The sequence below is a fragment of the Oceanobacillus arenosus genome, assembly GCF_003369575.1.
Classification (GTDB): Bacteria; Bacillota; Bacilli; order Bacillales; family Amphibacillaceae; genus Oceanobacillus; species Oceanobacillus arenosus.
This window is the reverse complement of sequence record NZ_PIOC01000017.1, coordinates 1-25,511: the sequence shown is the minus strand read 5'-3', so window position 1 is coordinate 25,511 and position 25,511 is coordinate 1. Positions and strand designations below refer to the sequence as shown.

31 protein-coding genes and 3 tRNA genes are annotated in these 25,511 nt (G+C 36.2%); 6 read left to right on the top strand and 28 right to left on the bottom strand.

The genetic code is table 11. The features are described from left to right. Window positions 1–3: 3 nt before the first annotated feature. The 4 genes from CWR48_RS10805 to CWR48_RS10790 all read right to left on the bottom strand — a co-directional run bounded on the left by CWR48_RS10805 (window position 4) and on the right by CWR48_RS10790 (window position 2,491). Complete coding sequence (locus CWR48_RS10805) at window positions 4–393, bottom strand: hypothetical protein (protein ID WP_115773255.1); 390 nt, start codon at window positions 391–393, stop codon at window positions 4–6. A 145-nt stretch (window positions 394–538) separates the two neighbouring features. Next, window positions 539–611: transfer RNA gene (locus tag CWR48_RS10800), tRNA-Lys, on the bottom strand. 151 nt (window positions 612–762) lie between these two features. Further along, window positions 763–978: a YdbC family protein gene (locus CWR48_RS10795; protein WP_115773254.1), complete on the bottom strand. Its 216-nt coding sequence runs from the start codon at window positions 976–978 to the stop codon at window positions 763–765. Between the two features lie 55 nt (window positions 979–1,033). Then, a complete protein-coding gene (locus CWR48_RS10790) occupies window positions 1,034–2,491 on the bottom strand; it encodes an amidase family protein (protein WP_115773675.1) in 1,458 nt (485 codons plus the stop codon). Window positions 2,492–2,663: 172 nt separating this feature from the next. Between CWR48_RS10790 and CWR48_RS10785 the strand changes: the two genes are divergently transcribed. Both CWR48_RS10785 and pdxK read left to right on the top strand, forming a co-directional pair. Then, entirely contained in the window at window positions 2,664–3,710 is a 1,047-nt protein-coding gene (locus CWR48_RS10785) for a C45 family autoproteolytic acyltransferase/hydrolase (RefSeq protein ID WP_115773253.1), read from the top strand. A gap of 154 nt (window positions 3,711–3,864) precedes the next feature. Further along, a complete protein-coding gene (pdxK, locus tag CWR48_RS10780) occupies window positions 3,865–4,677 on the top strand; it encodes a pyridoxine/pyridoxal/pyridoxamine kinase (protein WP_115773252.1) in 813 nt (270 codons plus the stop codon). Between the two features lie 469 nt (window positions 4,678–5,146). Here the strand turns inward: pdxK and CWR48_RS10775 are convergent, their stop codons facing one another. From CWR48_RS10775 to CWR48_RS10750, 6 genes are all read right to left on the bottom strand, one after another. Beyond that, window positions 5,147–5,806 carry a DUF3889 domain-containing protein gene (locus CWR48_RS10775; RefSeq protein WP_115773251.1) on the bottom strand — a complete coding sequence of 220 codons (660 nt, stop codon included), beginning with the start codon at window positions 5,804–5,806 and terminating at the stop codon, window positions 5,147–5,149. A gap of 119 nt (window positions 5,807–5,925) precedes the next feature. Beyond that, a complete protein-coding gene (locus CWR48_RS10770) occupies window positions 5,926–6,843 on the bottom strand; it encodes an aldo/keto reductase (RefSeq protein ID WP_115773250.1) in 918 nt (305 codons plus the stop codon). Between the two features lie 353 nt (window positions 6,844–7,196). Beyond that, window positions 7,197–7,904 carry a hypothetical protein gene (locus CWR48_RS10765; RefSeq protein ID WP_115773249.1) on the bottom strand — a complete coding sequence of 236 codons (708 nt, stop codon included), beginning with the start codon at window positions 7,902–7,904 and terminating at the stop codon, window positions 7,197–7,199. A 135-nt stretch (window positions 7,905–8,039) separates the two neighbouring features. Continuing rightward, a complete protein-coding gene (locus CWR48_RS10760; protein WP_115773248.1) occupies window positions 8,040–8,591 on the bottom strand; it encodes an NADPH-dependent FMN reductase in 552 nt (183 codons plus the stop codon). Window positions 8,592–8,878: 287 nt separating this feature from the next. Beyond that, a complete protein-coding gene (locus tag CWR48_RS10755) occupies window positions 8,879–9,301 on the bottom strand; it encodes an SRPBCC family protein (RefSeq protein WP_115773247.1) in 423 nt (140 codons plus the stop codon). Window positions 9,302–9,359: 58 nt separating this feature from the next. Continuing rightward, a complete protein-coding gene (locus tag CWR48_RS10750) occupies window positions 9,360–9,893 on the bottom strand; it encodes a GNAT family N-acetyltransferase (protein WP_115773246.1) in 534 nt (177 codons plus the stop codon). 109 nt (window positions 9,894–10,002) lie between these two features. Here CWR48_RS10750 and CWR48_RS10745 point away from each other — a divergent pair. After that, window positions 10,003–10,075, top strand: a tRNA-Thr gene (locus CWR48_RS10745). A gap of 130 nt (window positions 10,076–10,205) precedes the next feature. Here CWR48_RS10745 and CWR48_RS10740 read toward each other — a convergent pair. From CWR48_RS10740 to CWR48_RS10720, 5 genes are all read right to left on the bottom strand, one after another. Further along, window positions 10,206–12,155 carry an FtsX-like permease family protein gene (locus CWR48_RS10740; protein ID WP_115773245.1) on the bottom strand — a complete coding sequence of 650 codons (1,950 nt, stop codon included), beginning with the start codon at window positions 12,153–12,155 and terminating at the stop codon, window positions 10,206–10,208. Next, on the bottom strand, window positions 12,145–12,906 hold the full coding sequence (locus tag CWR48_RS10735) for an ABC transporter ATP-binding protein (protein WP_115773244.1): 762 nt from the start codon (window positions 12,904–12,906) through the stop codon (window positions 12,145–12,147). The genes CWR48_RS10740 and CWR48_RS10735 overlap by 11 nt, the downstream gene beginning before the upstream one ends. Before the next feature lie 98 nt (window positions 12,907–13,004). After that, window positions 13,005–14,009, bottom strand: coding sequence for a sensor histidine kinase (locus tag CWR48_RS10730; RefSeq protein ID WP_115773243.1), 1,005 nt, complete (start codon window positions 14,007–14,009; stop codon window positions 13,005–13,007). Next, window positions 14,002–14,700 (bottom strand): response regulator transcription factor, encoded by a 699-nt coding sequence (locus CWR48_RS10725; protein ID WP_115773242.1) that lies wholly within the window; start codon window positions 14,698–14,700, stop codon window positions 14,002–14,004. The genes CWR48_RS10730 and CWR48_RS10725 overlap by 8 nt, the downstream gene beginning before the upstream one ends. A gap of 64 nt (window positions 14,701–14,764) precedes the next feature. Then, complete coding sequence (locus CWR48_RS10720; RefSeq protein ID WP_115773241.1) at window positions 14,765–15,145, bottom strand: iron chaperone; 381 nt, start codon at window positions 15,143–15,145, stop codon at window positions 14,765–14,767. 186 nt (window positions 15,146–15,331) lie between these two features. Between CWR48_RS10720 and CWR48_RS10715 the strand changes: the two genes are divergently transcribed. Next, window positions 15,332–15,421: transfer RNA gene (locus CWR48_RS10715), tRNA-Ser, on the top strand. 141 nt (window positions 15,422–15,562) lie between these two features. Here the strand turns inward: CWR48_RS10715 and CWR48_RS10710 are convergent. Genes CWR48_RS10710 through CWR48_RS10700 form a run of 3 tightly spaced genes read right to left on the bottom strand, consistent with a single transcriptional unit; the run spans window position 15,563 to window position 17,574 of the window. Beyond that, window positions 15,563–15,868, bottom strand: a complete 306-nt coding sequence (locus tag CWR48_RS10710) for a hypothetical protein (protein WP_115773240.1) — start codon at window positions 15,866–15,868, stop codon at window positions 15,563–15,565. Window positions 15,869–15,893: 25 nt separating this feature from the next. Beyond that, complete coding sequence (locus CWR48_RS10705; protein ID WP_115773239.1) at window positions 15,894–16,496, bottom strand: replication-relaxation family protein; 603 nt, start codon at window positions 16,494–16,496, stop codon at window positions 15,894–15,896. Next, window positions 16,438–17,574 carry an FtsK/SpoIIIE domain-containing protein gene (locus CWR48_RS10700; protein ID WP_115773238.1) on the bottom strand — a complete coding sequence of 379 codons (1,137 nt, stop codon included), beginning with the start codon at window positions 17,572–17,574 and terminating at the stop codon, window positions 16,438–16,440. The genes CWR48_RS10705 and CWR48_RS10700 overlap by 59 nt, the downstream gene beginning before the upstream one ends. Window positions 17,575–17,912: 338 nt before the next feature. Here CWR48_RS10700 and CWR48_RS10695 point away from each other — a divergent pair, with 338 nt between their 5' ends. Beyond that, window positions 17,913–18,113: a helix-turn-helix domain-containing protein gene (locus tag CWR48_RS10695; protein ID WP_115773237.1), complete on the top strand. Its 201-nt coding sequence runs from the start codon at window positions 17,913–17,915 to the stop codon at window positions 18,111–18,113. 94 nt (window positions 18,114–18,207) lie between these two features. Here the strand turns inward: CWR48_RS10695 and CWR48_RS10690 are convergent, their stop codons facing one another. From CWR48_RS10690 to xerA, 10 genes are all read right to left on the bottom strand, one after another. Then, window positions 18,208–18,483 carry a hypothetical protein gene (locus CWR48_RS10690; protein WP_115773236.1) on the bottom strand — a complete coding sequence of 92 codons (276 nt, stop codon included), beginning with the start codon at window positions 18,481–18,483 and terminating at the stop codon, window positions 18,208–18,210. After that, on the bottom strand, window positions 18,480–19,616 hold the full coding sequence (locus tag CWR48_RS10685; RefSeq protein ID WP_115773235.1) for a hypothetical protein: 1,137 nt from the start codon (window positions 19,614–19,616) through the stop codon (window positions 18,480–18,482). The genes CWR48_RS10690 and CWR48_RS10685 overlap by 4 nt, the downstream gene beginning before the upstream one ends. Beyond that, window positions 19,617–19,856 (bottom strand): hypothetical protein, encoded by a 240-nt coding sequence (locus tag CWR48_RS10680; RefSeq protein WP_115773234.1) that lies wholly within the window; start codon window positions 19,854–19,856, stop codon window positions 19,617–19,619. Next, the gene (locus tag CWR48_RS10675) at window positions 19,853–20,215 is read right to left on the bottom strand and encodes a hypothetical protein (RefSeq protein WP_115773233.1); all 363 of its coding nucleotides are present in this window, start codon (window positions 20,213–20,215) and stop codon (window positions 19,853–19,855) included. The genes CWR48_RS10680 and CWR48_RS10675 overlap by 4 nt, the downstream gene beginning before the upstream one ends. Window positions 20,216–20,267: 52 nt before the next feature. Next, a complete protein-coding gene (locus tag CWR48_RS10670; protein WP_115773232.1) occupies window positions 20,268–21,137 on the bottom strand; it encodes an N-acetylmuramoyl-L-alanine amidase in 870 nt (289 codons plus the stop codon). Continuing rightward, window positions 21,137–21,418, bottom strand: a complete 282-nt coding sequence (locus tag CWR48_RS10665; RefSeq protein ID WP_115773231.1) for a phage holin — start codon at window positions 21,416–21,418, stop codon at window positions 21,137–21,139. Before CWR48_RS10665 ends, CWR48_RS10670 begins: the two co-directional genes overlap by 1 nt. Before the next feature lie 14 nt (window positions 21,419–21,432). Next, window positions 21,433–21,744 carry a hypothetical protein gene (locus CWR48_RS10660; protein WP_115773230.1) on the bottom strand — a complete coding sequence of 104 codons (312 nt, stop codon included), beginning with the start codon at window positions 21,742–21,744 and terminating at the stop codon, window positions 21,433–21,435. A 144-nt stretch (window positions 21,745–21,888) separates the two neighbouring features. Further along, on the bottom strand, window positions 21,889–22,089 hold the full coding sequence (locus CWR48_RS10655) for a hypothetical protein (RefSeq protein WP_115773229.1): 201 nt from the start codon (window positions 22,087–22,089) through the stop codon (window positions 21,889–21,891). Window position 22,090: 1 nt separating this feature from the next. Then, complete coding sequence (locus CWR48_RS10650; protein ID WP_170140744.1) at window positions 22,091–24,010, bottom strand: phage tail protein; 1,920 nt, start codon at window positions 24,008–24,010, stop codon at window positions 22,091–22,093. A gap of 39 nt (window positions 24,011–24,049) precedes the next feature. Further along, window positions 24,050–25,054: a site-specific tyrosine recombinase/integron integrase gene (gene xerA, locus CWR48_RS10645; RefSeq protein ID WP_211316734.1), complete on the bottom strand. Its 1,005-nt coding sequence runs from the start codon at window positions 25,052–25,054 to the stop codon at window positions 24,050–24,052. A gap of 94 nt (window positions 25,055–25,148) precedes the next feature. On the opposite strand from xerA, the gene CWR48_RS10640 reads away from it, so the two are divergent. Further along, window positions 25,149–25,364, top strand: a complete 216-nt coding sequence (locus tag CWR48_RS10640; protein WP_115773227.1) for a helix-turn-helix domain-containing protein — start codon at window positions 25,149–25,151, stop codon at window positions 25,362–25,364. Window positions 25,365–25,511 lie beyond the last annotated feature (147 nt).

Below are 25,511 nucleotides of genomic sequence, written 5' to 3'. Positions count from 1 at the left end.
CCCCTATCTCTTGCCGATAAATTTTTTTATAGTATAAAGGATGAGGGCGATGAGCGCATAAATGACAAATAAGACTAGAAATCCCTTTAATCCAGCTATCGCATCAGCAAATTCCATATTTCCCCGATTCGTAATTGCTTGCTGCAGTTCAATTGCAAATACGAGAACAGTCATCCCGGTAAATGTATAGATGAACGCGTAAATCGTGATACTCCATTTCATTTTTTCTATCAGTTTAAATAGAAAATAAACAATAAAGAAGGTGACCATACCAACAATCCCAATAACCCAGAAATGAAGCTCTTTATCAGTCATATGTAACCCAAACATCTCGTTTAATATGTCATGAATCTCATTTACAATTTCTGCCATAAGCATAATAAAGTCTTTCATATACGCCTCCTAGTGAAGTTATCATTTCAATTTTCTAGTTACTTATGTTTATTATTTTATTAGGAATGGATACATTTCGCAAAAGAAACGCAAGCTAAAAAAAGGCTAGAATAAGCAATATAGCCTATTCTAGCCCTTTTATTGATGGGATATGTAGGGATCGAACCTACGACCCGCTGATTAAGAGTCAGCTGCTCTACCAACTGAGCTAATATCCCGTGTCATTGAAGCGACTAGATTATAGTAACACATATTTTCGATGAGTACAATACTTTTTTAATATTTTTTATAAAAAATTGTAGATTGTTTTTTTAGCCCCCTAACAGCCAGGCATTTCATCCTTAGCTCTTAGGGTTAGAAATGATCTAGTCAAAAATTGGTTAGTATTGATTTTAAGCTCTTCAATTCTTCCTCTGTTAATGTAATCCCTTTCCCCATCTTCTCTTTATTTGGTGCCCAATCTCTCAAGTCGTATTTTGGGTCCCTTCCATTCCAACTGACAAGGTTTAACTCCTTCGTCCATCCTTTTGGTGATTCAGATAGCACACCAACTGTTTCAATAATTTCATATTTTAATTCAGCCATTATTTTTCCCTCCTATTTAGGGGTGCCTGGCACTTCCCAGTTTTTGTCTAATTTATCATAGCACTGGCGGCTTTCGGTGTTTCGTTCCTTGTTCATAGGAATAGGCAATTTCCAATAGTATTGGTTCTTGATATGCTTTTGCAGTGAATGTAATGCCTACAGGTTCACCAGTTGCAGTAAAACCAGCTGGAACATTGATTGATGGATATCCTGCCTTAGCAGTTAGCAAGGCACCTTTGTAATCTGGAAATACAATTGCATCTAATGAATACTCGTTCATTACTGCGTCGATTCCTTTTTCCCTTGAGTAAATCGCGTCATTCAATAAACTTTCTAGGTACAATGGTTCTGTTAATGTACCACTTGTCTCTTCTGCTTGCAACAAAGTACTTTGACCATATTTTAACGTCTTTTCACCAATTGCTTCATTTTTGGCAATTACGTCTTTCAAGCTCCGGATACCTAGAGATGGGTCGGTTGTTTTCAAATATGCATTGACATCACTTTTGAAATCATGAATCATGACATTTATATCATCAATTTTTTCAACGAATGGAATCACGATTGGGTCAATCACATCCGCACCCAGTTGCTGAACTTCCTCAATTGCTTGCTCCATAATCGAAACCTTTTCCTTACTTAGTTTGTCAAAGAAAGGCTCGCGAGCAATTCCAATCCGTTTTCCCCTAAGCCCATTTACTTTAAGAAAGCTAGTAAAATTAACATTGCCTAACGGATTACTGCATGTTACTGGATCATTCGGGTCCATACCCATGAGTACATTCAGTAAGATTGCCGCATCCCTTACAGTCCTTGCCATTGGTCCTGCCGTGTCTTGGTTATGGGAAATCGGAATGATGCCACTGCGACTTACTAAGCCCAATGTTGGCTTGATGCCAACAATCCCATTCTGGCTAGCTGGACTAAGGATAGAGCCAGATGTTTCCGTGCCGACTGATACGACAGCGAAGTTTGCAGCAATCGCTGCCCCTGAGCCAGAGCTAGACCCACCAACCGAGAATTGTGCACCATAAGGATTCGACGTCTTCCCACCTCGCGAACTGTAACCAGAGGGCATGTCCTCTGCAATAAAATGTGCCCATTCTGTTAAATTCGTTTTCCCAAGAATAATTGCACCTGCTTGCCTTAACTTTTCAACTAAAAATGCATCTTTACTTGCATAGGATTCTGCTAATACTAGTGAACCAGAACTCGTATGCATCTTGTCAGCTGTATCGATATTATCTTTTATTGCAACGGGAATCCCGTGCAAAATACCCCTGCTCCCTGTTGTTTTTCGTTCATAATCAAGTGCCCTTGCGATATGGATTGCTTCAGGATTTACTTCGATAAAGGAATTTATGGATGGTCCCGACTGGTCATAATTCGCTATTCGATTTAAAAGCATTCTTACAATTTCTTCAGAAGTTACCTCAAAATTCTTCAGTTTTTCTTGAAGCTCCTCAATCGTTATTTCAAGTAGCCACTCGATTTCTACATTTGGATTTTTCATTATAAATTCTCCTTGAAAATAATCTATTTCTTCTATTAATAAATATTCTATTTCCAGCATGCTTTTTCCTTCAAACTTGGATAACCTATCTAAATGCGTAAGCATATTTATTTTCTTTCATGCTTTCATAAAGTACGCTTAGATTAATTACAAAATAGATGAGGGATACTTATTGAAACAAGTATATAGTGACATTATTCAATACCGAGGCAATCATTATGATTTTGGATATATGCAAGGTGAAGAAATCAAGAATTCGCTTCTATTATCGAACCGGCAAAAACAAAAAGATGGCAGATGGCGCCATTATTTAATCAATCAAGATGAAGTAACACAGGCAATAAAGAAATTTGCCCCTGGAGTCATGGACGAGCTTTATGGACTTGGTGATGCCCTCCAATTAACCATGGAGGAGACGATTCGAGAGTTCGGGGGATATTATTTGGAATACGGCAGAAGTGGCTGTTCCATTTTCACTAGTAACGATTATTTAATTCGGAACTATGATAATGCTCCTATTACCTATGAAGGTCGGTATGCACTTTATCAACCAACAGATCAGGGGTACGCAGTGATTGGTCCCACCATGCAAATTACAGGCAGAACGGATGGCATGAATGAAAAGGGCCTTACTATGGGATATAATTTTGTCAACCGAATGAAATCTAGTAATGGATTTGTCTGCAATATGATTGGTCGAATTATTTTAGAGACATGTGCGAGCGTAGATGAAGCAATTGATTTGTTGAAAGAAATTCCCCATCGCCATACATTTAGCTATGTGCTACAAGATAAAAGCGGGAAGTCGATGATTGTCGAAGCTTCCCCTCGAATCGTTACTGCATATGCTGGTAATATTTGCACCAACCATTTCGAACAATTAACAGAGGAAAATCGTTATCGAATGGATGAATCGATTGAGAGACAGGCAGTAATGAAGCAACAACAGCATACGGTTGTTAATCCTTACACCGCCTACCAAATGATGAACGATATCGATAAACAGGTGTTTTCCAAAAAATATGGGGCATGGGCTGGAACAATCCATACTGCTGCTTACTTTCCAAAAGAGATGAAGGCATGGTTTGCATTAGGTGGCGATCGTCTGCCACTAATTTTTGATTTTAATAAATGGTTAAACGGCGAAAACCTAAATGTGACGCGAATCAAGGGAGGACTTCATTCCAGTACGGCCTTTGCGAATGTCGAGGTCGTATGAATTATTATAGTTTCTAAATGGAAATAGCCCTTCCCTTTACACTTTGATGTAAAAGGTTTATAGTTTTTAATATTAGAAAATTTATGCACTAAAAGCATCATTCCAAATGATAAGATTGTATTGATATACAGTAACAATTAGGGGGATAGCAACAATGAAAAAAACATTAACAATTGCTGGATCAGATTCTAGTGGTGGGGCTGGACAGGCTGCCGATTTGAAAACATTTCAAGAGCATGATGTATATGGTATGACCGCTTTAACTTGTGTTGTAACAATGAATCCAAAAGGTTGGCATCATAATGTTACACCAATTGAAACAGAGTTAGTTGAAAAGCAACTAGATACGATTCTTTCAGTTGGCGTTGACGCGGCGAAATCAGGAATGCTTGGCAGTGTTCCAATTATCGAGCTTGCTGCACATAAAATTGATGAATATAAATTAACTAATTATGTACTTGATCCTGTTATGGTATGTAAAGGTGAAGACGAGGTGCTTCAACCAGAAAATACGGATGCAATGCGGGAATTACTACTTCCTCGATCCCTCGTTACTACACCTAACTTATTCGAAGCAGGCCAATTAGCAGGGACTGGTCCAATCAAAACGATTGAAGGAATGAAAGAAGCAGCAGTAAAAATTCATGAGCTTGGCGCTAAGAATGTTGTAATCAAAGGCGGAAAAGCATTAGATCATGAGAAAGCTGTTGATCTATTCTATGATGGTGAGGAATTTACGCTTTTAGAAGAAGATAAAATCGATACAACCTATAATCACGGTGCAGGATGTACTTTTGCGGCAGCTATCACTGCGAATTTAGCACAAGGAAAGTCCGCTAAAGAATCTGTCATTGCTGCGAAAGCATTTGTAACTGCAGCAATTAAACATGGCTTTGCGCTTAACCAATATGTTGGTTCCGTAATGCATGGTGCATATACGAAATATGGCGTCGAAGTAAAAAATTAATAAAAGCTCGGAAGATAGGTTGTAGAACCTTTCTCCCAAGCTTTTTCTTTGTTTTCTAAACCTAGACCTCTAAGAGTAGTTTTTCTGAAAGATTGCTACCATCCAATTAATGTGCGGTGATGATAAATCGATATAAAGTGTGGACTAGTGATAATTTTAATTTCAGATCTAGACAGTAATTGCTATTCACACGTGAGTTTCATTCTTTCACTACAATTACGTCGATTGTCAGTGGCAAGTTACTCTTTTTATAAGATTTTTTCCAACCCCAGCGGAAGAAATACACGGAGACTTCTGCGGGAAGAAGAGCCTAGGTGAGACTATGAAACGCGACAGCGTGAAGTAGGCTCACCAGCTCCCCGCGAAAAGCGTAGTGTATTTCTGGAGCGAATGGTCCGAGAGCCCTTAGCATATTAAAGTAGTCCACACTTTGTCTAAATTGCAACAAAATAATCCTACCAAGAGAATTTTAAACTTCCTTGAGATCAAAGGAAATAACCCGATTTGTAGTAGGATTATAAATAACGTTTCCTTGTATTTTTAGTTTTCCTTGAGGAGAATCCAATAAAAACTCATACGTCTCTTTTCTTTGCTTGCCTGACAGGTTTGCCTTCTCAATTGTATTATATTCGGTTACTTTATAGCCAGGATATGCAGCTTGTGCGACCTCCAACAAATATTTTCCCCATTTTTCTTCTTCTAATTGTGGGGACGGGGTGATTTCAATCTCGATAATTCCAACTTCTGGATTTGCACCTAAAGCTTCAAACGCCCTTCTTTGCAAATTGATTTTATTTGCTGGATAGCTTGCAACCTGGTCCACTACAGTTACTAATATTTCTCTTGGGGTTGCAGAAGAAAGGTTTTTGATTTTAAGCGTTTGCCCACAGCGATAAGGAGAATTTCTACCAACAGCCGCTGTCATATATTCGTTAGTCGACCAGTGAATCCCACATTGTGTTACTTGTCCACCATATGTCCATGTCGCCTGCCCTCTCACCGTCTGCTTTCGTTCTTCTGAAAAAGCATTATTGGGATATGCACGTTGATGATCATAATATGCATACGTTCCATAAGGACTTCCCACATACCGGTTATCGCTTTGCATAAATGGATAGTTTGGATACATATTTTCCCCTCCAGTCTTAAAGCCTACATATCACTATATGAAAATATGTGGCCTGCTGGTTACAGAAAAGACAATATTAATTTGACTAACGATTTCATGACAAATTGCATTTTCAAGTATTAAGGAAGATTGTTACCTGCTGCAAGATAAATTTCATACCATTCTTTCCTGGTTAACTCGATCTCATTTGCTTTCGCAATATTTGATAAACGTTCCAAATTCATTGTACCGACGATTGGTTGAATTTTCGCTGGATGTCTTAATATCCAAGCTGTCGCTATAGCTGATTTATTCACGCCATACTTTTCACCAATTTCTTCTAGCTTTTCGTTAACCTCAGGAAATTGCTCATTATCGATGAACACACCACCGAAATATCCGTGTTGGAATGGTGACCATGCTTGAATTGTCATGCTATGCAATCTACTGTAATCAAGAATACTTCCATCTCGATTAATCGAATTCTCGTGTTTTGTATTTACATGAATTCCAGCATCTATCATCCCAGTATGCATGACACTAAATTGCAATTGGTTCACAATCAAATCCTGATTTATGTACTTCTTTAACAATTCAATTTGCATCGGATTTTGATTGCTTACACCGAAATGACGGACTTTTCCACTATCCTTTAAAATCGTGAATGCTTCGGCCACCTCTTCTGGTTCCATTAGTGCATCTGGGCGGTGAAGTAATAGGCTATCGACATAATCCGTTTTCAAACGTGTCAAGCTACCATCTACCGCTTCCAAAATATGCTCTTTCGAAAAGTCAAAATAGCCCTCGCGGATTCCAGCTTTTGTTTGAATGAAAATTTGCTCTCGAACAGACGGACGCATCTCTATTGCTTCTGCAAAGATTTCTTCTGACTTCCCACCGGCATAAATATCTGCATGATCAAAAAAATCAATTCCAAGTTCTAGCGCATTATGGATAACTTCAGCTGCTTCATTTACTTCTAGCTTGCCAAGGCGCATACAGCCCAACGATATGTTTGAAACCTCTAAATTACTAGTACCTAATGTTATTTTCTTCATAATGGTCACCTCTTTCCGATTATACTTGTAGTTTAGCATGGAAAGCGTTATTTTGTTAGGAATATTTTTTCTTAACTGAATAACGAAAGAGTTTTGAAAACGATAAATTACCAGGATTTTAGTGACAGCATACGTTTTTAAGCATAAAAAAACGCCTATATAAATATAGACGTTTTCGATTGTTTGTGGCGAGAGAACCATGTGTTCACATTCACATGTAGTACGTTGTTCCTCGTCTTACACAAACCAGCTCATCGCTACGTAATCATACCATCTTTCGAAGCGCATTACCATCTTTTTTTGGTAGTAAAGAAAGTATATCCGCATTTCTGACTACATAAGTGGTACTAAACCTATTCCTTTTTCCGATCAAATGGATATACTTTAAGTTCCTTGGCTTTCTCCAAATGATTGGTAATAATCTCATCTAATAGCTGCTCTGTATCTTTATTCTTTACCTCGATTCCTAGTTTATCTGCAGCTTTTAATACTTTCGCTTTTTGAATTTCCCGCGCTAGCGCTTTCGAATCTTTATCAGCTGTAAGTATCCCTAATTTCTCCGCTTCCGACCTTAGATATGTTTCCATAACTTCATTTCTTAATGTCTTCATGTCCTTGCCCTCTGTTTTTATTCCTAACTTTGCAGCCATTTGCTTAATTCTTGCTTCGTCAACCTCTTTTGCAATTGCCTTCATGTCTTTTCCTTTTGTCTGAATGCCAAATGCCTCTGCTTTTTTCATCAACATCATTTGATGTACTTCTTTCCCTAATTCTTCTAAATCTCTTCCTTCCGTCTCAATCCCAAGCTCTGCTGCCTTCTTCATCAGCATTCCTTCATGAACTTCCTTGGATAAGGCTTCCATATCCTTGCCTTCTATTTCAATTCCAAGCTCTATCGCATGAAGCTTTAATAATGCCTCGCTTTTAAAAGAGCGATCATGCGCTTCCCCTTCATGCCAGACCATTTCATCATGCACAGTACTTTCTGTATTCGCGGAAACCTGTGATGTGAATAGCAATGTGAATACGAAAGCCAATACAATCAATAAGTATTTTTTCATTTTGTATCTACCCTTCCTTTGGTTAATTTTGCATTTATTAGTATTACCAGGAAGAGGAATTTAATGAATTGAGTATTTTCCCCATATTAAAAAACTTGCCCGAGAGAAAACCATTTCCCGAACAAGTTATTTTCATTAGCTATATACTTTTGTTTTTTCAATCCAATCAATATAGTTGTCAATAACCATATCGATAAATTGAATTGTTGGCTCATCTGTTAATACACCGTTTTGATCAATCTTTTCATGCACGGATCCAACGAAGACTTCATTACCTGGTAAAGTTAATGTTGATACACCAGGTGCATTCAATATTTGACGAAGCTGCATTTGCGCCTTAACTGTTCCTAATGCCCCCATTGATGCTCCGACAATCATTGCAGGCTTATTGATCATTACCTTCTCAACTCTTGAGAACCAGTCGATTGCGTTTTTTAGTACTGCAGAAATAGATGCATTATATTCAGGTGTCGCGAATAAAATACCATCACTATTTTTGATTTTCTCTCTAATTTCTTTTACCAATGCTGGAGGATCCATTTCATCATCTTGATTATACATTGGAAGTTGGTCAATTGGTAAAATCTCAATTTCCAATTTATCTGTATATCTCTTTTGCATATACTTCACGAGATGCATATTATATGAATCTTTTCGGTTAGCTCCTACCATTGCTACTATTTTCATTCTCTGTTCCTCCATTTTGTTATGTTCTTTTTTCTACAATAGTATTATTATTACCAAAAATGAAGGTTAACTTCAAGTAATGTGATTTACTTCACAAAATGACATCGTTTTCAGAATTAGAACTTATTTAGGTGATAATACCATGTGATTCATTCACAAAATTCTTTCCGAATATTCCTATAATATTTCAACAGTATTTTATTAGAATAAACTATATGGTGGCAGTCTATATAACATATAGTAGTAAAAATAGAAAAAGAGCATTATGATTGCTCTTTTTCAGGTAGTTATTTAACTAATGCTGCTCGCAAGTTAACACCGTATTCCAAATAGCCCTTTAAGCATGTTAGCATATAAACCCAGCCTTCTTTATTATCGATCAATTGATTGATAAGCATGGGATTATTTTCATCAAAACCGTCTTCATTAATTTCAATTATGGTAGTTGAATTATCCAGCTCTGTTAGTGAAATCGCGACAAGATGACCTTCTCCATCTTGAAAAACGATTTCTTTATTTGGTTCGATTTCCTTTATTTTTATATCCCCTTGGGCGTCGTATTCGTCATATCTTAACGTAATCGTCTTCCCTTGTTCCCATCTTTCGGAACTCGATGTAAACCAAAATCCCCCAATTTTGGTAGGGTCTACAAAAGCTTCAAATACCTCATTTGCAGGCTTTAATATTTTCATTTTTGTAAGGTTATTCATACCTTTAATCATCCTTTTGTAAGTTACTATTTTTTTGTAGCTGACTATCGCTATTTTTCTACAGAATGGAACCAGCATGCAAATCATTTAGAAATCGATGATACCTTAGCGCTTTAAAATCTTCGCCTTCGATAACACCATATTCATCCTGCTCATTAATAAAATCGAATCCCTTCGCTTCATAAAAGGGAATGCCTTTTATATTTCCTTTCGTAACGTTCACCCACTGTTCCTTTGCACCATATTCAATTAATTCCTTGGTAACGGCATCGAGAATCATGCTGCCAATTCCTTCTTTTCTTCTGTCTGGATTTGCGTATAGGACAAATAATTCACCGTGATTTTCGCTAATCATCCCACCAACGCCTGCACCAATGACTTTTCCACCTTCAACAGCAACAATCCAACCATTCCAAAATCTCGAAGTTGTCATCACTTCTTCTAGTAAACGCTCTGGTGTGTAAAATTCCTGAATCATGCGTTCGATGTATTTCGTCGAAAGTAAATCACCATAAGTCGCCCAATAGCTAGCAATGCAAACCTTCGCAATGCCATGAATATGCTCATGATTAGCCTTTTGAATGGTTATCAATGAAGACTTTCTCCCTTCAAATTTAATTTTTAGTTGTCTTTTATGCAAAAACTACTTGAACATCATAAATAAAAGGAGTAACATGTTTATTGTACTTTATTTTTCAATTGCTGATGTAGCACAGTCGGTAGTGCGCTTCACTCGTAATGAAGAGGTCGGGGGTTCGATTCCTCTCATCAGCATCACAAGATGTATCTCAACAGTAATCATTATATCATCCATTTACAATCACTTCCTGATATTAGGGGAGTGATTTTTTTGTTGCTTAGCAAACAAAAAGACGAAATCACGATAGATTTCGTCTTTTCCTCCCTATAATGACTCGCTTATCACACGCTTACTATATAACACGGACAGCATTCCAAAAATAGAATAAAGCAATGTATAAAGCACCATCACGATAATCATCGGCGTCCATAGTTCTGTTCCAAAAAAGAACCAGCCGGATTTCACTGCAAAGTAACTATGACAAAGTCCGAGTAATAATGGAATACCAAAGTTAATCATTTGCTTTACTTTGATTCCGTTTAGTAAATCTTCTTTTGTAAAGCCCAGTTTTCGTAATATTGTATAGCTTCCCTTCTCCTCTTCACTTTCATCCATTTGTTTGAAATAAAGAATACAGCCAGAGGTGATTAAAAAGGCTACACCTAGAAAGCCAACAACAAACAGACCAATCCCTAAAATTTGTTTCTGCAATTGAACATATTCAATTCGTGATTCATGTCCCGCCCATTCACTTATACCTCGTTCTTGGAAAATGCTGTCTGCTTTTTTTACTTCCCGTTCATCATTAATATCAATGCCAACATGGATAGAGAATTCTCCTTGAATCGAGGCTTCTGCATCCTTTGCTAAATGCTGATAGACAGCATCATCAACAACGGCTACAGGGAGTCCGCCATTTGTTAATCTCATTGGCAATACATTTTTATCTTTTAATCCAATAAAATTCAATTCAACTGTATTATTTTTCCCAGCTAAAGTAATTTTTCCCGTTTCTTTAAAGGACATAAAGGCTTGTAGCGCATGATTATTATTGACAAATAAGGTCTCATTTTCGGCAAGGTCAATATCTTCTGCAAAGCTCTCAGGAATAACGACCATTGGTGCGAGAAGGTCTTCATCTTTTAAGTTTAAATCTTCAAGTCCTCCGGCGATTTCCGATATATCAGCATTCACATTTAAAAGGTCTATTTCCGTACGTGTATATTCAATTTGCTCCTCATCTAGTGCTTCTGTAAATTGTGCAGCATGCTCTAGATTAGGAATTGAGAAATGGTGGACGATATTGCTGTCCGCATTTTTCTCTATTGAATAATAAGAAATATATGTTAACGATAATAATCCGATAGCAAGCGCGGAGATCGTTGTTATTACTGTTAAAAGAAAGGAATTCGATTTCATCCGGAACATGATGGACGAGAGTGACAGTACTTTATTTACCGTTAAGTAGCCTGCATTCTTTTTCCGGATCAGATTGAATATAAAGCTCACCGACCCTTTATAAAAAAGATAGGATCCGATAATGACAGATGCTAGAATGATCACCATCACGATAAACAATTGCTCCATCATCATAAACTCTCCGCCGAAAAGCCTTGTCGATAAATAATAGCCTAACCCGATGAGTGCTAATCCAATAATACCGACAATCATTTCTATAATTGACACCCGACGCCTTTTCCCTTCCCTTGAGGATGTCCGATTAAACAACGATATAATACGCTGCCTTTTAATGAAGATTGCATTCATTAATAAGATGACAACGTAGATTCCTGCAAAAACAATGACTGTCTGAATCAATGCTTCTAATGAAAATCGCAGAACAGCAGTCTCTTCCACACCTAAAATTTTTATAAGAATCATCATAATTAATTTGGATGAACTAAAACCAAGGAATATACCAATTAGCATTGATCCAAAATAAAGCATGATATTTTCAATACTGAGAATTTGAAATATCTTCCCCTTCGTCAATCCAACTAATTGCAATAGTCCGATTTCTTTACTTCTTCTTTTTATAAACAAATTGTTTGCATAGATGAGAAACACTGTTACAATTGCGATTAAAAGGATAGAACCAACGCGAATAGCTGCTGCGCCTTTTATTCCCCCTTCCACTTCATCCATCGATGGATCATACTGCAATGTAACAAAGGCGAAATATAAAGCAACACTAAAGATGAGTGCGAAAACATATAGGTAGTAATTCCTAATATTTTTCCGTAAGTTTCGGAAAATAAGTTGATTAATACTCATACTGCACCCCGCCAAGCACACCTTGGGTTTTAATAATATCATTGAAAAAGCTTTGCCTATCCTCTTGCCCTTTATTTAAGTGCGTAAAAATCTGCCCATCCTTAATAAACACAACCCTACTACAATAACTTGCAGCAAGGGGATCATGGGTAACCATCACAATCGTTGCTTCGAGCTTTTCATTTAAATCACTTAATTTATTTAGTAAGTTGGATGCCGCTTTCGAGTCAAGGGCACCTGTTGGTTCATCCGCAAATATGATGCTTGGCTGATGAACAAAGGCACGTGCAGCAGATGTACGCTGCTTCTGTCCTCCAGATATTTCATTCGGATATTTATCCCCGATATCCGCAATCCCTAATTCATTTACAATCGATTTATATAATTGCTGTGCTTTATCTTTAGAAACCTTTTTCACCGTTAATGGCAGCATAATATTTTCCTTCACTGTTAACGTATCTAATAGATTATAGTCTTGAAAAATAAATCCTAAGTGGTGCTTACGAAATTCAGCTAACTGCTTATCCTTCATTCTCGTAAATTCTTTTCCTTCTATTTTTATTGTTCCCTGACTAACACGATCAATTGAGGAAAGAACATTTAACAGCGTTGTCTTCCCCGAACCGGATGGGCCCATAATACCAACGAACTCCCCCTTTTCCACTTGAATATCGATACCTTTTAGTACTTCCTGTCGGTTAAATTTATTCCCATAGCTTTTATGAAGTTTCTGTGCTTCCAACATATTCATTATGTTTCATCTCCTTTTCTCTACTACTATCGTAACCTTAGTTAGCTGATTCTTCCCGCGAATCAACGAACAAAATAGGAAAGCATGTGACATTATCGTCACATGCTTGTTAGCTTGAGAAATTCATTCTTTTTTGCAAAAATTAACGTAAATGTCGTTCCTTCATTTAATTTTGACTCGACATCAATATGTATATTTAATTCTGTTGCAACTTTTTTCGTTAAATAGAGCCCCATCCCAGTAGATACACCGTCTTTATGATTTGTTGTCGAAGTAAAGCCTTTATCAAAAATACGTGATAAATCTTTCGCATCGATTCCACGACCAGCATCATGAATCCTTAATTGAGTAATTCCATCACTTATAAAACTATGAATCTCAATATCGGCATTTTCACTATATTTAATAGCATTCGTAAGTAGTTGACGGATGATAAAACCCAACCATTTCGCGTCGGATAGAACCTCTGTTACTTTAAATGAAACATCAAACCCAAGTCCTTTCTCGAAACACCATGATTGTAGGGCCTTTATTTCATTAAAAACGAGAGATTCTAAATCTACTTTTTCTACAAATAAATCATTTTTCATAAAAGGAATCCGTTTTAGATGCAATTGTTGATCTAGTAATAAGTGTATTCGAAGCCATTCGATCATCAATTGCGATTTTAGCACCTGATTCTCTATTCGATCAATCATTAATTGTATTGTCGTTAACGGCGTTTTCACTTCATGAATCCAGGTTAGTAACTCATCTTTTTCTTGTTCGACATCTATTAAATAATGATTGATTTCCTGTCGATACGATTCTGTTTGGAGTTTCAGCACTTGATCTACTATTTTTTCTAGTGGTGTTTCCGCTTCCTTGATGTTTGTAATTTCAATGCCTGGCTGCCATTCGTCTATACTTTTATAAAAAGCAATTTCTCGATGATAACGGATAATAATAAACAGGACAAAGATGATGCAAGATAAAAAGACAATATACAGGATCGATGAAAAATGTAGCGTTGAATCCATATAACCAATTAAAAGAAGCAGTAATTGCAAACAGGAAAATATCAGTATCCAACTTTTTCTTTCTACAAGATATTTTCTAAACATGATCAACATCCGCTTCTAACGCCATATACCCTTGACCAACGATCGTTTCAATCCAATTATTTAAATCGAGTTCTTCTAATCGTTTCCTTAAACGATTCACATTGACCGTCAGCGTATTATCACTTACAAAGCGCTCATCTTCCCAAAGACTTTTCATAATTTCCTCACGACTAACAATATGATTTTTATGTTCTACGAGAATTTTTAATATGTATATTTCATTTTTAGTCAACATAATATTGCCCTTCTCATTACTAACCGTGTTTTTCAAGTAATCGATTGTTGCCCCATTCCATGTTCGTAAAGCAGTTTCCTCATGAATATTATAATTGTAGGTACGCCTAAGAATCGCTTGGATTTTGGCAATTAGTACATCAAAATGAAAAGGTTTTTGAATAAAATCATCAGCACCAAGCTGCATCGACATGACCATATCTGTCGGGTGGTCCCGAGAGGATAGAAAAATAATTGGCACATTCGAGTGGGTACGTATCATTCTACACCAATGGAAGCCATCAAACTTTGGCAGTTGAATATCAATAATAACTAAATCAGGTTTCACCTTAGAGAATACCTCCATAACCAGATGAAAATTATCAACGCCATAGACATCATAGGACCATTGCGTTAGTCTCTTCTTTATTTCATTGAAAAGACTGGCATCATCTTCTATTAACATAATTTTAAACATCGCAATCACCGTTCTTCGAAAAGTCTATTTTATTTTACACTGTGCATTTTAGTCGTACAATACCTCATCCTTTTCTTTTAGCCTCTGCCTTCTTCGCATTCTCGTCAACTTTATATTTCACTATTTTTCGTATTAATTCAGTTGGGAGTGGCTCCTCAATTGGAATTTGCACCGCACCCTTTGATGTTTTGTATCCTTTTAGCTCCTTTTGAAAAGCAGCAACACCACTTGCACCAGGATATAATCCGATATGATGTTTATATGCTGCAAAGTGGATGAGATTCCCATTCCATGCAAATGTGGGCATCTGATAGCTTATCTTTTCTTGCGCATCTGGTGCTGCTTCTTTAATAATCTTCCGTAACGTATGTAATTTTTCTTGAACCTCCAGTGGAAATTGGTGTATGTATTCATCAGTCGTTTGAAATGTTTGTTTTTCTTCCATGTATGTACAACCTCTTTTTTATGTATTTTTCGATTTTAGCTTGATAGTTTTACATCGACTAACCGCTCATTTAATAGTAGTCTTTCATTTTCCAAATGGACAAATAGTAATAGGAGGTATATAATTGTTTATTGTTATAAATCCTAAATGGAGCATGATAGTAATCCATTCACATAATCTGTCTTTGGAGAAGTACCCAAGCCCGGTTGAAGGGGATGCACTCGAAATGCATTAGGGCGGGTAACCGTCGCGTGGGTTCAAATCCCACCTTCTCCGCTTTGATATTTTTTTTAATTTAAAAGTAAGCTAAAAAGCATAAAACCAATGGTTTAAGCATATTATAGTATTTTGTAATAAGTGTATTATTTTATTAGTATGTTACCATAGATGTTACCACAAAAAAAAGAGAGAAGGGATTTATTCCCCTCTCTCCATACCTTTTTTAATATCTTTCAACTCATCTTTTAAATCTCGTATTAATGTTATTTGAACTTCATTCAAATATTTCTTTTCACTTAATAATTTAATGATTTCTGCAAACCCAAACATCATTATCCCACTAATAACTCCTGCAGCTATCCAAGTAATTAATACAGTATAGTCTTTTTCTGTTAGATATTGATAACCATCTAATGGTATTTGATATGCTACAAATCCATTTACGATTCCACCGATGATTGCTAAAACTCCGATCACGTATAAAGATATTGCTATTTTATTCAATACTTCATCCCCTAATCATTTTTACCTACATATTACCATATATTACATACTTAACTCCGATTTTGTCACAAACTTCTTTTAATTTACCCCTGCGAATATCCGATAAGGTGTACCAGATTAGTGTAGGCGTATGGTTATATTGTTGAAATATAGCAGGTGATAACTCTTTATATTTCTTAATTTTTTCTATATTCGTTTTCATGGTCTGCTGATTATCTATTTCAATAAAATGATGTTCCCCTTTTATCATACAAGATGCATCTGGTATTAAGAATACTTCTCCATTCACTTTAATCGGTTTCTCTTTTTTCCAATCGCTTGGTTGACCTAATAAAATATAAAGGTCATTCCTCATTAATGTATGGACTAATTGCGACTTTTTCAACTCTCCCTGTGATGATCCGATGCGTTCTTTTCCACGATTAGATAAATAATATATTTTTTGTTCCGTTCGTAAGCTGCTTATTAAATTGTCCTTTTCCATTTCGTGAAGTATCCTGTGGGCATTTCTATCTCCGCCTAAATTGTTTATTATCTGAAGTTGTTTTCGTGTGGCATAGGTTAGAATTTCAAAGCTCAACAATATCTGTTCTTCTCTCTGCTGTCGTTTCATTTGTTGGACTAACATTGTTATACCTCCCTATTCTTTCCCATATTTCTTCTTTGCTGATAAAAGGCGTTTGTACCAGGTGTTCATCCACAGTTTTGTATATGGCTCTCCCTTTGTATTCCAATTTTTCCGCACCTGGTTGATCTATGGCAACCCCAGACTGCACAGAAGTAGCTAAACGAAAAGCTACCCTAGCTATCGCATTAGCCTTAATTTGTGGGTCAAGAACTTCTTTAGTTGGGTACTGCGTTCCGAATATCATTTTATATCCAACTTGCCCAGCCACCCTGGCAATATAACTCATTACGCTCTGGCAATCCCTCGCATACTCTCTATCTTCATCGGACATGCTTTTCTCTGGCTTCAATTCCCCAGCTTCATCAATGATAATAAATTTTCTTGTCTTTATATTTCCTTCTTTGGCATTTTCAGCATCAATTGATAACAGATAATCAATGTCTTTTTTAATATCTCGTTTAACCATCTTTAAAACTTTTGCTGATTCTTTATGATCTCCGACAATAGCCTTAACTTGTTTTAAATTACGATAACGATTAAATGCTAAACGTCCTTTTAAATCCAAAATATAAAACTCCACACCATCTGGATTGTTTTCGATTAAGTGTGTCATGAACATTCGCATAAATACAGTTTTCCCCCAGGTAGTAGATCCGGAAACAATCATGTGCGGTATCTGCTCGAAATCGTGATATATGATCCCATCCTGCGACATTCCGATTGGTATAGACCAATGACCCTTCGAAGCAAAAACATTGTAAGGATATTCCTTATTTAATTTCTGCTGGTACACCTTTATATGAAGCTTCTGATTAGTGAAGGATATTTTAACAGGTCTGTTGAGTACCTTTTCTAATACTTGCAGCTTAGGATCATCCACAAGCCCATATGGAACGTTATATGTGTATGTGGTATAAACATCGGTTTTATAAGTTTTAATTAATGCAGGCGACTGATCTTTAACCTTGTAATCCAAATTATTAAATACGTGTACAATCTTTTTCTTGTCATTCGTTTGCCAGTTAGCTGCTGCATAAATTGTGAGGGCAGCAATCCCTCCCCCTATAAGCATTTCCATATTCATTCCCCTATTCAAAACAGAATTCAAGCGATTCCATATGCATTTGTATATTCATTATTAGTAGTATCATAGGTTTATAGATTGTGGACAAGGATGTACTTCCCAATCATAAAGAGAGGGAACGAGTGAAATGAGTGAGTGAACGGGCGATTTGAAAATATGGTGACCCCGCTAGTGGTGTGTGGTATATGCGTTTCTATGTGCGGTTGTTTATTCGCTTGTAATAATAGTATATCCATTCATTCGGATTATATACCTAATTATATAAATTAATTTAAAGTAATTGTATAAAGGTATTAAAAGTAATTTGTGGAATACTATAATAGGTGATTATTATGGAATTAAAAAGTAGGATAGGTTATTGGATTGAAATAAGAGGATATAAAAAGATGTGGGTCGCTAAACAAATAGGTGTAAGTCATGTGGTATTATCAAGATGGATTAATGATGTAAGCATCCCATCTGTTGTAAATTTATTTAAACTAGCCGTTTTATTAGATTGCAAAGTAGATGAACTATACGAAAGGAGTGATTAATAATGATGGATCCAAAACCACCGATGAAAGACCCTAAACCGCCACTTAATTTAATGTAAGTAAAACAAGCCCTCACAACAGTGAGGGCTTACAATCAAACTTTATTCTGCTCTATCGACATTCCACCCTTAACAACTGTTGAAACATTCCCCTGCGTATCCGTGACCTCTGCTTCATACTTGTGAAATCCACCTTTATCTTCTGTATCCGATGGATCTAATTTAACAATGAATATATTTCCTTTCAGCGTCCCATTCTTAACCACATCGTCAAATCCGAATTTTAAAGTTGCACCATTTAAAGCTGCTGCATCTTCATTTAATTCTATTTCAATGTATTTCGTATCTCCTGCGGTCATGGAAAAATTCATTTAATCACACCCTTCAATCTTATCGTGAGATTACGGTTACCTTTCAGATAAATATGCAAATTGCGGTTACCCTTTAATTTAATCGTGTGGATTAGTGAAGTATCTGGATTAAATATAGTTTGCCTTGTATCGTAATTCACTGAAAAATCTTTATAGAGACTTTGCAACGTACCAAAATTAGTCTGTCTATCCGCATGAATTACAAGGCTTATATCTCCCTCTGACTGCGTTAGTTTGTAGATTGTTTGTATTAGGTTGTAATCATCTGAAACGTCTTTATACTGGCTTATTTCCATATCGTGTAGACGTTGTTTATCAGCATAGATGGATAGGCTTAAATCATATTCGTATTGTCGTAATATGCCTGTATTGAATATCTCTTGTAAAGTATCAAAAATAATATTTACTGTTTTATAAATTTGTTGTTCTGTGGTGTATTGATTCGTGATGTTTTTATATAGAAATTGTTTTGTATCGAATGACCGATTGATAGCTTGATAAAGTGATTGATGCATATCATGTTGTTTTATGCGATTGGCGTAAATTGATTGTTTTGTTTCATATGTTTGGGTTACTGGTGTTCCTATTGGTTCTTCTGTTAGGGATTCGACTAGGAAGTCGTCGTATCTAACGTTAGATGGCAGATGTTGCCTTAAACCATGTTTTGTTGCCTTTTGATTGTGGGTATCAGTTATTGAAAACTCCAAAACATCATTAATGAAACACTCAATAGAAGAACCTTTAGCCACAATCTTAAATATATAATCACCGTTACTCCATGCTCTGAGATTCTTTGTAGCAACCAATGAAGCTGTACCATTAACAAATTTGTAAAGTTGTAAATCATCACCCAATTTTCTAAAAAGCCAATAATTTTTGTCATCAGATACTCTGAACATCATAGCACCTGCCAGATAACCTTGAACATACCCTTTACTTACCAAGCTAACGATAATGTCAGAATGATTAGATTCCCAAGTGACTAGCGCATTTCCGCCACCTACATAATAAGCTTGGTTATTATCTATTCCCCAAACACCTGACAATACTTGCGTTGTTTGACCGGTATCGGCACTAGGCAATCCAGTTGTACTATTTGCCCCTGTAAAGGTATGTTTAATTAATATAGCCATTTACTCACCCACAAACCATTTCGTGACATCATCAACGTCTAATCCCCTACTCTCACACGCTTGATATAAATCTGTGATATGTTCTAATCCTTCCACAATATCACTTGAAGCCATGATATAAGTACCACATGTAGGGCAACGATTATCTGACCACACAAATGGCGCACCTTCGGGAATATCGGGTCTAAACTCATTACCTTCTGAACCATCACCAATCATGTTTACTTTGTAGTATTTCACACCGCAAACTCCGTACCAACTACAGATAATTTAATATCCGTTTTATTTTGAGTATCAGCCACACTTGGAGTAGTCACACGTACATAAAAAAGATGCCCCACTGTATCTTTAATTTCCGCAAAATTAATTGTGTCTGTAAACGTTGTTCCGTTTGTAGATAGCTTCACCCAATTCGATTCGTCTGGTCCTGTTGTATCTATTGCATTAACAGTAACGGATTCATATCGTTTTGTGGCATCATCATTAAATAAATATACTTGTATGGTTTCTGTACTTCCACTAATAGGATGTTGGCTTGAAATCGGATTTCCTGCTGATACAATATCTGTAAGCCCTACATTTTTACTGATTTTTAACATGCTATCACTCCTTATATAAAATACCCCTAACCAATCGGCTAGGGGGTTAGTTTTATCCTCTTAACTTTTTAAGCAACTGGCTATTTTGTGATGCAGTACCCGTGTAATTCTTAATACCGTGTTTGTCAGCTAACTTTTTACGATTAGCAAAATTTGAATCAGCACCAATTGATTTAAGGTAATCTACTACAGATGTAGTCGTTTGATTACCTTTTTTTGCAGTCTGTTTAGGTGTACCTGCTCTTAACTTGTTTAACAATTGAGTATTTTGTTCAGCAGTACCGCTATAATTATTTATGCCATGTTGCTTAGCTAATTTAGCTCGGTTTGGGTAGCTTGAATCCATTTTATTAGCATTCATCCAATCTACAATGCTATCTGTCATGACTGTGGATGTCTTAACCGCTTGTTTAGGTGCCAATAAAACTTTTTCGTCTTTGACCAACGCAACAAAATCACCCCATGTAATACCATCTTTTCCTGCTCTGATTTGTGCAGGGCAATTCTTACCAGACCAATCGTGATGCTGTTTAACTTGATTAATGGATAAATTATGCTTGTCCATTAAATGTTTTACCAATTCAGCACCATTCTGTATTGTCTTTTTATAATCTCCATCTGAATTAATACATAACTCAATGTGAATAGAACGCAGATTACCTGGACCTCGCCCATCACCCGCTGCCCAACATTGCGCTGTATCTTTAAACGATTGAATAGCGTGTTTATCATCGACTTGATAATGCCAACTAGCTTGTCTTGGATTTAATTTAGTTTGTATATTTGCGTGTGCTTGTGCATCTGCGCCTTTATTCGTGTTACCTGTTTGGTGTACTGTAATAGTATTAATTGGATTGCTATTTCCGTATGTTCTTTGATTTGCGATACTGTCTGAAACAATCTGATCTATGATTTTTACCATTATTTTAACCCCTCCTTCTTCAATACTTCATTTTGTTCCTGTGCTTTTTTACCGGAGTAATGATTCTTATAAATCGTGTAAAACGTCAAAACTAAAGGCGCTAAAGCAACTAAAAATAAATAAAGGCTATCCACAAATTCTTGTGTTAGCCAGTCGAATTTAACACCTAATAACGCGAGTACAGGAATCAATGCTGATAACATCCCTGTAAACTGCATGATTAAACCTGTTTTAGCTTCCTGTTTGACTTCCTTTTCAACTGTTAAATTAGTTTTGAACATTTAATTACCTCCCATTATCGTAATCCCAATGAAACCAATATAAAGGCTATAATAATAGCCGCTGCAACTTGCCATATCATTGATTTATATTTTCTAAGCTGTTCATCTTTGTCGCTATCTAGTTTTACATCAAGTTCTTTAAAATTCGATTTTAAATCCGATAGTGTTTCTAGGATGTGTGATACGTTTTGATTGGTTAATTGTTGGTTCGATTTCACATCGGATACGTCACCTTTCAACTTGTCGATCTCCTTTTTCATTTCCCTTATGTCTTGCGTATTGTTTTTAACGCTTTGTTCAATGAGCTGCACTGCTGGTTCACCCACTCTCAATCCCCCTTTATAGGGCTTATTACCCCGGTTACAAACTATCGGTTCGGGTATACAATTAAATAACCCACGCTGTCACCCCGGCAACGTGGGCAGGGAGATAGTTGTGGCTATCTCCTGTTTTTGTGCATAAAAATACGCCTATTCAGCGCTTTTGACTAACTCATTATCAATAACTTTAAATTTTTCTGGATATGTTAGCATCTCTTCATCTTCGGTAATAAAAAAATATCTAAATTCTTTACTCGGTATTATCCTTTTTCCGATTTCCGCATCAGTTATTACCCCATTTTCATCGACATCTACATAAACTAAAATTCTATCATCAGAGTATATATCCATACTATCCCTCCTGCCAAATTTCCCTCACCCTTGCGTAGGCAAAAATAGATGCGGATGTTGTTCTTAATTGTAGGTAAAAAGCCCTTCGATTGTATGTCGGTACTCCTAAATCAATTGTTAGCACTTCACCGTATACTGCGTTATCACTATTGCTTCCGGTGTTTGTTATAGTTTTAGTTAAAAGGATTGGTTCTCCGGATTCAGTTCCGACGACATAAACATTACCTTGTATGCCTTCCGCATTATTTGAAACAAAATAAGCTAGATGTACCTTTAAATATCTTCCCTCGTGTCTAAGAGCATACTGGTCAAAAGATTGCCTGGTCGTTTCTCTTGTGCGATAAAACACCCCGTCAATCTCCACAAATTGATTCTTAAAATCTGGGGAATGTCGGAAAACGCTATAGTTTAAATTTGCAAGACCATCAAGCATAAATTTTCTGCCGTCTTTACCTTCAATTGTAATAGCACCTTTTGCAATATACAGACCATCACTATTTAACTTTACATACTTATTCGGATCATTCGCATCGATTGCAATTAAATAATTTCCATCCCAATAAAATAAATCATTGTTTCCAATGATTTGAATGTTGTTTGTATATATTTGCCCAGCAGTTAAAAGGCTTGTGGTTACTCCTAAATGTGTGATAGCTTCGTCAAATGTTAATCCACCATCGGAAGTTATTCCTATTCCACTAGAACGAAAGGCAACAAATCTGTTTTCGTTCTCTGGATCTCTTGCAATTATTCCCATACCAGGAGGGTATTCCAATTCTGTTAGTGAATTATTCAACGCTTCAGTTGCTCTTTGAACAGCTTCATCATAAACGTTATATCTTAATTTTCCGCTGTTCTCATCCCAAATCTTATCGAGCAAGGATTTTTGATAATCAATTAGTTGGTTAGTATACGTTTTTTTATAATTTGCGAGTGTTACTTTTGGCGACCTGTTTTTATTAAAAGGATATTGTTCAATTTCCATTATTCGTAAATCCACATCAACATTAATCTGCTCAAGTATTGTTGGTATTACATCACCTCTTTCGGGTATCGGTTTCGTATATCCAGCATCTTGTAGAACAGTAAATTCCAATTCAAAATAGACATCTGGCACATCTTGAATGGCTGTCTGTAAATGTTTTCGTAAGGTGTCTTTGTGTATGATTGTTTCATTCGAATAAGGTGGTGCATCCTTATACTCTATATTGCCATCATCATCTGTGTACAGGTGTGCATTTGGGCTAATATATATATCAGATACAATTGGCGTTCCATCTTCATTTAACTTACCCGTACCTTTGATTCGTGTAGAGAGATTAGATGTATCAATATTTCTTTTAAATGTCTTTATATTGTGGTTATATCGAAACTGCATATCAACATAACTTCCTTGTGGCTTAGTTATTCTTACTTCCTTACCGATGATTACAAATTCAGCTTCGAATCGTTCAATGACTTTATTAAATAGGCTTAGACAATTATCATTTCCAAAGTTTTCGAACTCCAAAGTGCCGAATGAATCTATAACACTAAAATTCCAACGTGTCCCTGTGAATATAAAAGATAGTAATTGATTTATCGTTTTAGCTCCAGTTGTGAGGGTTGTATCTCTATTTGTGTCTAGCAAGTCATAAAATCGATGCCTGGCATTTGTAATAAACTTAATGGGAGTTTCACCTTTAATTGTTTCGTACATTTCTTTTATTCTGTACTCGTGATTATCCCACAATATAAAATTCTCATTATCAACTATCGGATAGGCGTATTCGTTTTCTTTTGTTTTAGGCAGCACAAAGGTAATTGGATCGTATTTGTTAACTCCATTTTTAACTACAAAGTTTTTAACAGCATACAATGGTTCTTCATCTTTGCTTAATCTATCTTTAATTATTAATTTTTCTCTCGCTATGATGTTCACCTCATTTCTTTTAATTAAAAAAGCACCCTATTGGGTGCTTTACTGTGCATGATACCTTCTGTGCGCTTGCTTCTTACGTTCTTCTGATACAATTGCATAAATTTGAGTTGTTTCTGGGCGATCGTGGCCTAGTAAATGTTGAACATCTGTAATGCTGGCGCCGTTTTCCATACTTAAAGTCGCAAAAGTGTGCCGGAACACATGAGGAGTTAATTTCTTGCTTATATTAGCGCGCTCCTCAATCTTATTTACAACCCTTTCAATACCACTTGTTGTCATTTCTCTAAACGGTCTGCGTTCTCCGATAAAAACATAATCACTCTTTCCAAAACGACTTTCTTTTCTATTTTTTAAATATTTATTGAGATGGTGCATCGCTTTGAAGGAGAGGTAAACGATTCTCTCTTTGTCACCCTTGCCGATGATGTCAATACTCATATTTCTAAAGTCAATGTCACTAATTTTCATATTTGCTAATTCACTAACTCTCGCACCAGTCGAATAGGCAACCTCAATAAGTGCCCTTTCCCTAATTGTTTTGCACGACTCTCTAACGATTTCCAATTCTTCTACACTTAAACCCCTTGGAAGCCTTTTCGGCTTCTTAGGTGGCTTTATTTTTGATGCTGGGTTTCTTAATTGAATCTCTTCTCCGACCAACCAGCCATAAAAGCTTTTTATTTTAGATAACTTGCTATCTACTGTACTCGCCATCCATGTATCATTGGAAGCAAGATATTTTCTAATGTCAGAGGTATTTACCTGGACAGTAGGCTTATCTACAAATCTAGCAAACAACCTTAATTCGATATAATAGCCTTGCAAAGTAATATCGGATAAACCCTCAACCCTTTTCGCATCGATATACATCTTAATATTTTCTTCAAAATCATTTTCGAGATCAGCTGTTGTTTTTCTATGAATCTCATAGTTGCTTAATATTTCTTCCATTCGAATCATTAATTTTGTTTCGTCCACATCTGGAGACAAGATACCAGTAACAACGTTCACATCATTCATAAGCCTAGCTGTATCGTTAATCATAATATTCTCTCCCCTATAATTTAATACGAATAACGTATTGATAATTAGAGTATAATATAATACGATTAACGTATCAAGGGAAAAGAGGTAATTTATGAAAATAATTATAAAACTAGATCAATTGCTTAACAAATTAGATATGTCCCAGCATGAATTATCAAGATTAACCGGAATACGACAGCCATCGATAAATGAAATGTGTAGAAATCAAACGGTAAGATTGCCACTACAAAATCTAGCAAAAATATGTGAAGTTCTTGAATGCGAAATATCCGATATTTTGGAATTAGAAAAAGAGCAAACCAACTAAAATTGGCTGCTCTTCTCTTTTGTTAATTTTAAGTTATCTTTAATTCAGTTAGTTCGCACTTTCGTCCATTTATGGATTAAATAAGATTATAATGCTTAAGCGCATCACTATGTCTCATTATCCTAATACCTCTAGAAAATGCCCCAT

What these genes read in the sequence shown, in the direction of transcription:
- CWR48_RS10725 (WP_115773242.1), bottom strand. Translation starts at nt 14,700, where the DNA reads ATGTTTAAAATTATGTTAATAGAAGATGATGCCAGTCTTTTCAATGAA.
- xerA (WP_211316734.1), bottom strand. Translation starts at nt 25,054, where the DNA reads ATGATTAACGATACAGCTAGGCTTATGAATGATGTGAACGTTGTTACT.
- CWR48_RS10690 (WP_115773236.1), bottom strand. Translation starts at nt 18,483, where the DNA reads ATGAATTTTTCCATGACCGCAGGAGATACGAAATACATTGAAATAGAA.
- pdxK (WP_115773252.1), top strand. Translation starts at nt 3,865, where the DNA reads ATGAAAAAAACATTAACAATTGCTGGATCAGATTCTAGTGGTGGGGCT.
- CWR48_RS10685 (WP_115773235.1), bottom strand. Translation starts at nt 19,616, where the DNA reads ATGGCTATATTAATTAAACATACCTTTACAGGGGCAAATAGTACAACT.
- CWR48_RS10775 (WP_115773251.1), bottom strand. Translation starts at nt 5,806, where the DNA reads ATGTATCCAAACTATCCATTTATGCAAAGCGATAACCGGTATGTGGGA.
- CWR48_RS10675 (WP_115773233.1), bottom strand. Translation starts at nt 20,215, where the DNA reads ATGTTAAAAATCAGTAAAAATGTAGGGCTTACAGATATTGTATCAGCA.
- CWR48_RS10670 (WP_115773232.1), bottom strand. Translation starts at nt 21,137, where the DNA reads ATGGTAAAAATCATAGATCAGATTGTTTCAGACAGTATCGCAAATCAA.
- CWR48_RS10655 (WP_115773229.1), bottom strand. Translation starts at nt 22,089, where the DNA reads ATGGATATATACTCTGATGATAGAATTTTAGTTTATGTAGATGTCGAT.
- CWR48_RS10665 (WP_115773231.1), bottom strand. Translation starts at nt 21,418, where the DNA reads ATGTTCAAAACTAATTTAACAGTTGAAAAGGAAGTCAAACAGGAAGCT.
- CWR48_RS10765 (WP_115773249.1), bottom strand. Translation starts at nt 7,904, where the DNA reads ATGAAAAAATACTTATTGATTGTATTGGCTTTCGTATTCACATTGCTA.
- CWR48_RS10805 (WP_115773255.1), bottom strand. Translation starts at nt 393, where the DNA reads ATGAAAGACTTTATTATGCTTATGGCAGAAATTGTAAATGAGATTCAT.
- CWR48_RS10795 (WP_115773254.1), bottom strand. Translation starts at nt 978, where the DNA reads ATGGCTGAATTAAAATATGAAATTATTGAAACAGTTGGTGTGCTATCT.
- CWR48_RS10770 (WP_115773250.1), bottom strand. Translation starts at nt 6,843, where the DNA reads ATGAAGAAAATAACATTAGGTACTAGTAATTTAGAGGTTTCAAACATA.
- CWR48_RS10760 (WP_115773248.1), bottom strand. Translation starts at nt 8,591, where the DNA reads ATGAAAATAGTAGCAATGGTAGGAGCTAACCGAAAAGATTCATATAAT.
- CWR48_RS10700 (WP_115773238.1), bottom strand. Translation starts at nt 17,574, where the DNA reads ATGGAAATGCTTATAGGGGGAGGGATTGCTGCCCTCACAATTTATGCA.
- CWR48_RS10720 (WP_115773241.1), bottom strand. Translation starts at nt 15,145, where the DNA reads ATGGAAGAAAAACAAACATTTCAAACGACTGATGAATACATACACCAA.
- CWR48_RS10640 (WP_115773227.1), top strand. Translation starts at nt 25,149, where the DNA reads ATGAAAATAATTATAAAACTAGATCAATTGCTTAACAAATTAGATATG.
- CWR48_RS10740 (WP_115773245.1), bottom strand. Translation starts at nt 12,155, where the DNA reads ATGAGTATTAATCAACTTATTTTCCGAAACTTACGGAAAAATATTAGG.
- CWR48_RS10705 (WP_115773239.1), bottom strand. Translation starts at nt 16,496, where the DNA reads ATGTTAGTCCAACAAATGAAACGACAGCAGAGAGAAGAACAGATATTG.
- CWR48_RS10755 (WP_115773247.1), bottom strand. Translation starts at nt 9,301, where the DNA reads ATGAATAACCTTACAAAAATGAAAATATTAAAGCCTGCAAATGAGGTA.
- CWR48_RS10790 (WP_115773675.1), bottom strand. Translation starts at nt 2,491, where the DNA reads ATGAAAAATCCAAATGTAGAAATCGAGTGGCTACTTGAAATAACGATT.
- CWR48_RS10695 (WP_115773237.1), top strand. Translation starts at nt 17,913, where the DNA reads ATGGAATTAAAAAGTAGGATAGGTTATTGGATTGAAATAAGAGGATAT.
- CWR48_RS10735 (WP_115773244.1), bottom strand. Translation starts at nt 12,906, where the DNA reads ATGAATATGTTGGAAGCACAGAAACTTCATAAAAGCTATGGGAATAAA.
- CWR48_RS10730 (WP_115773243.1), bottom strand. Translation starts at nt 14,009, where the DNA reads ATGTTTAGAAAATATCTTGTAGAAAGAAAAAGTTGGATACTGATATTT.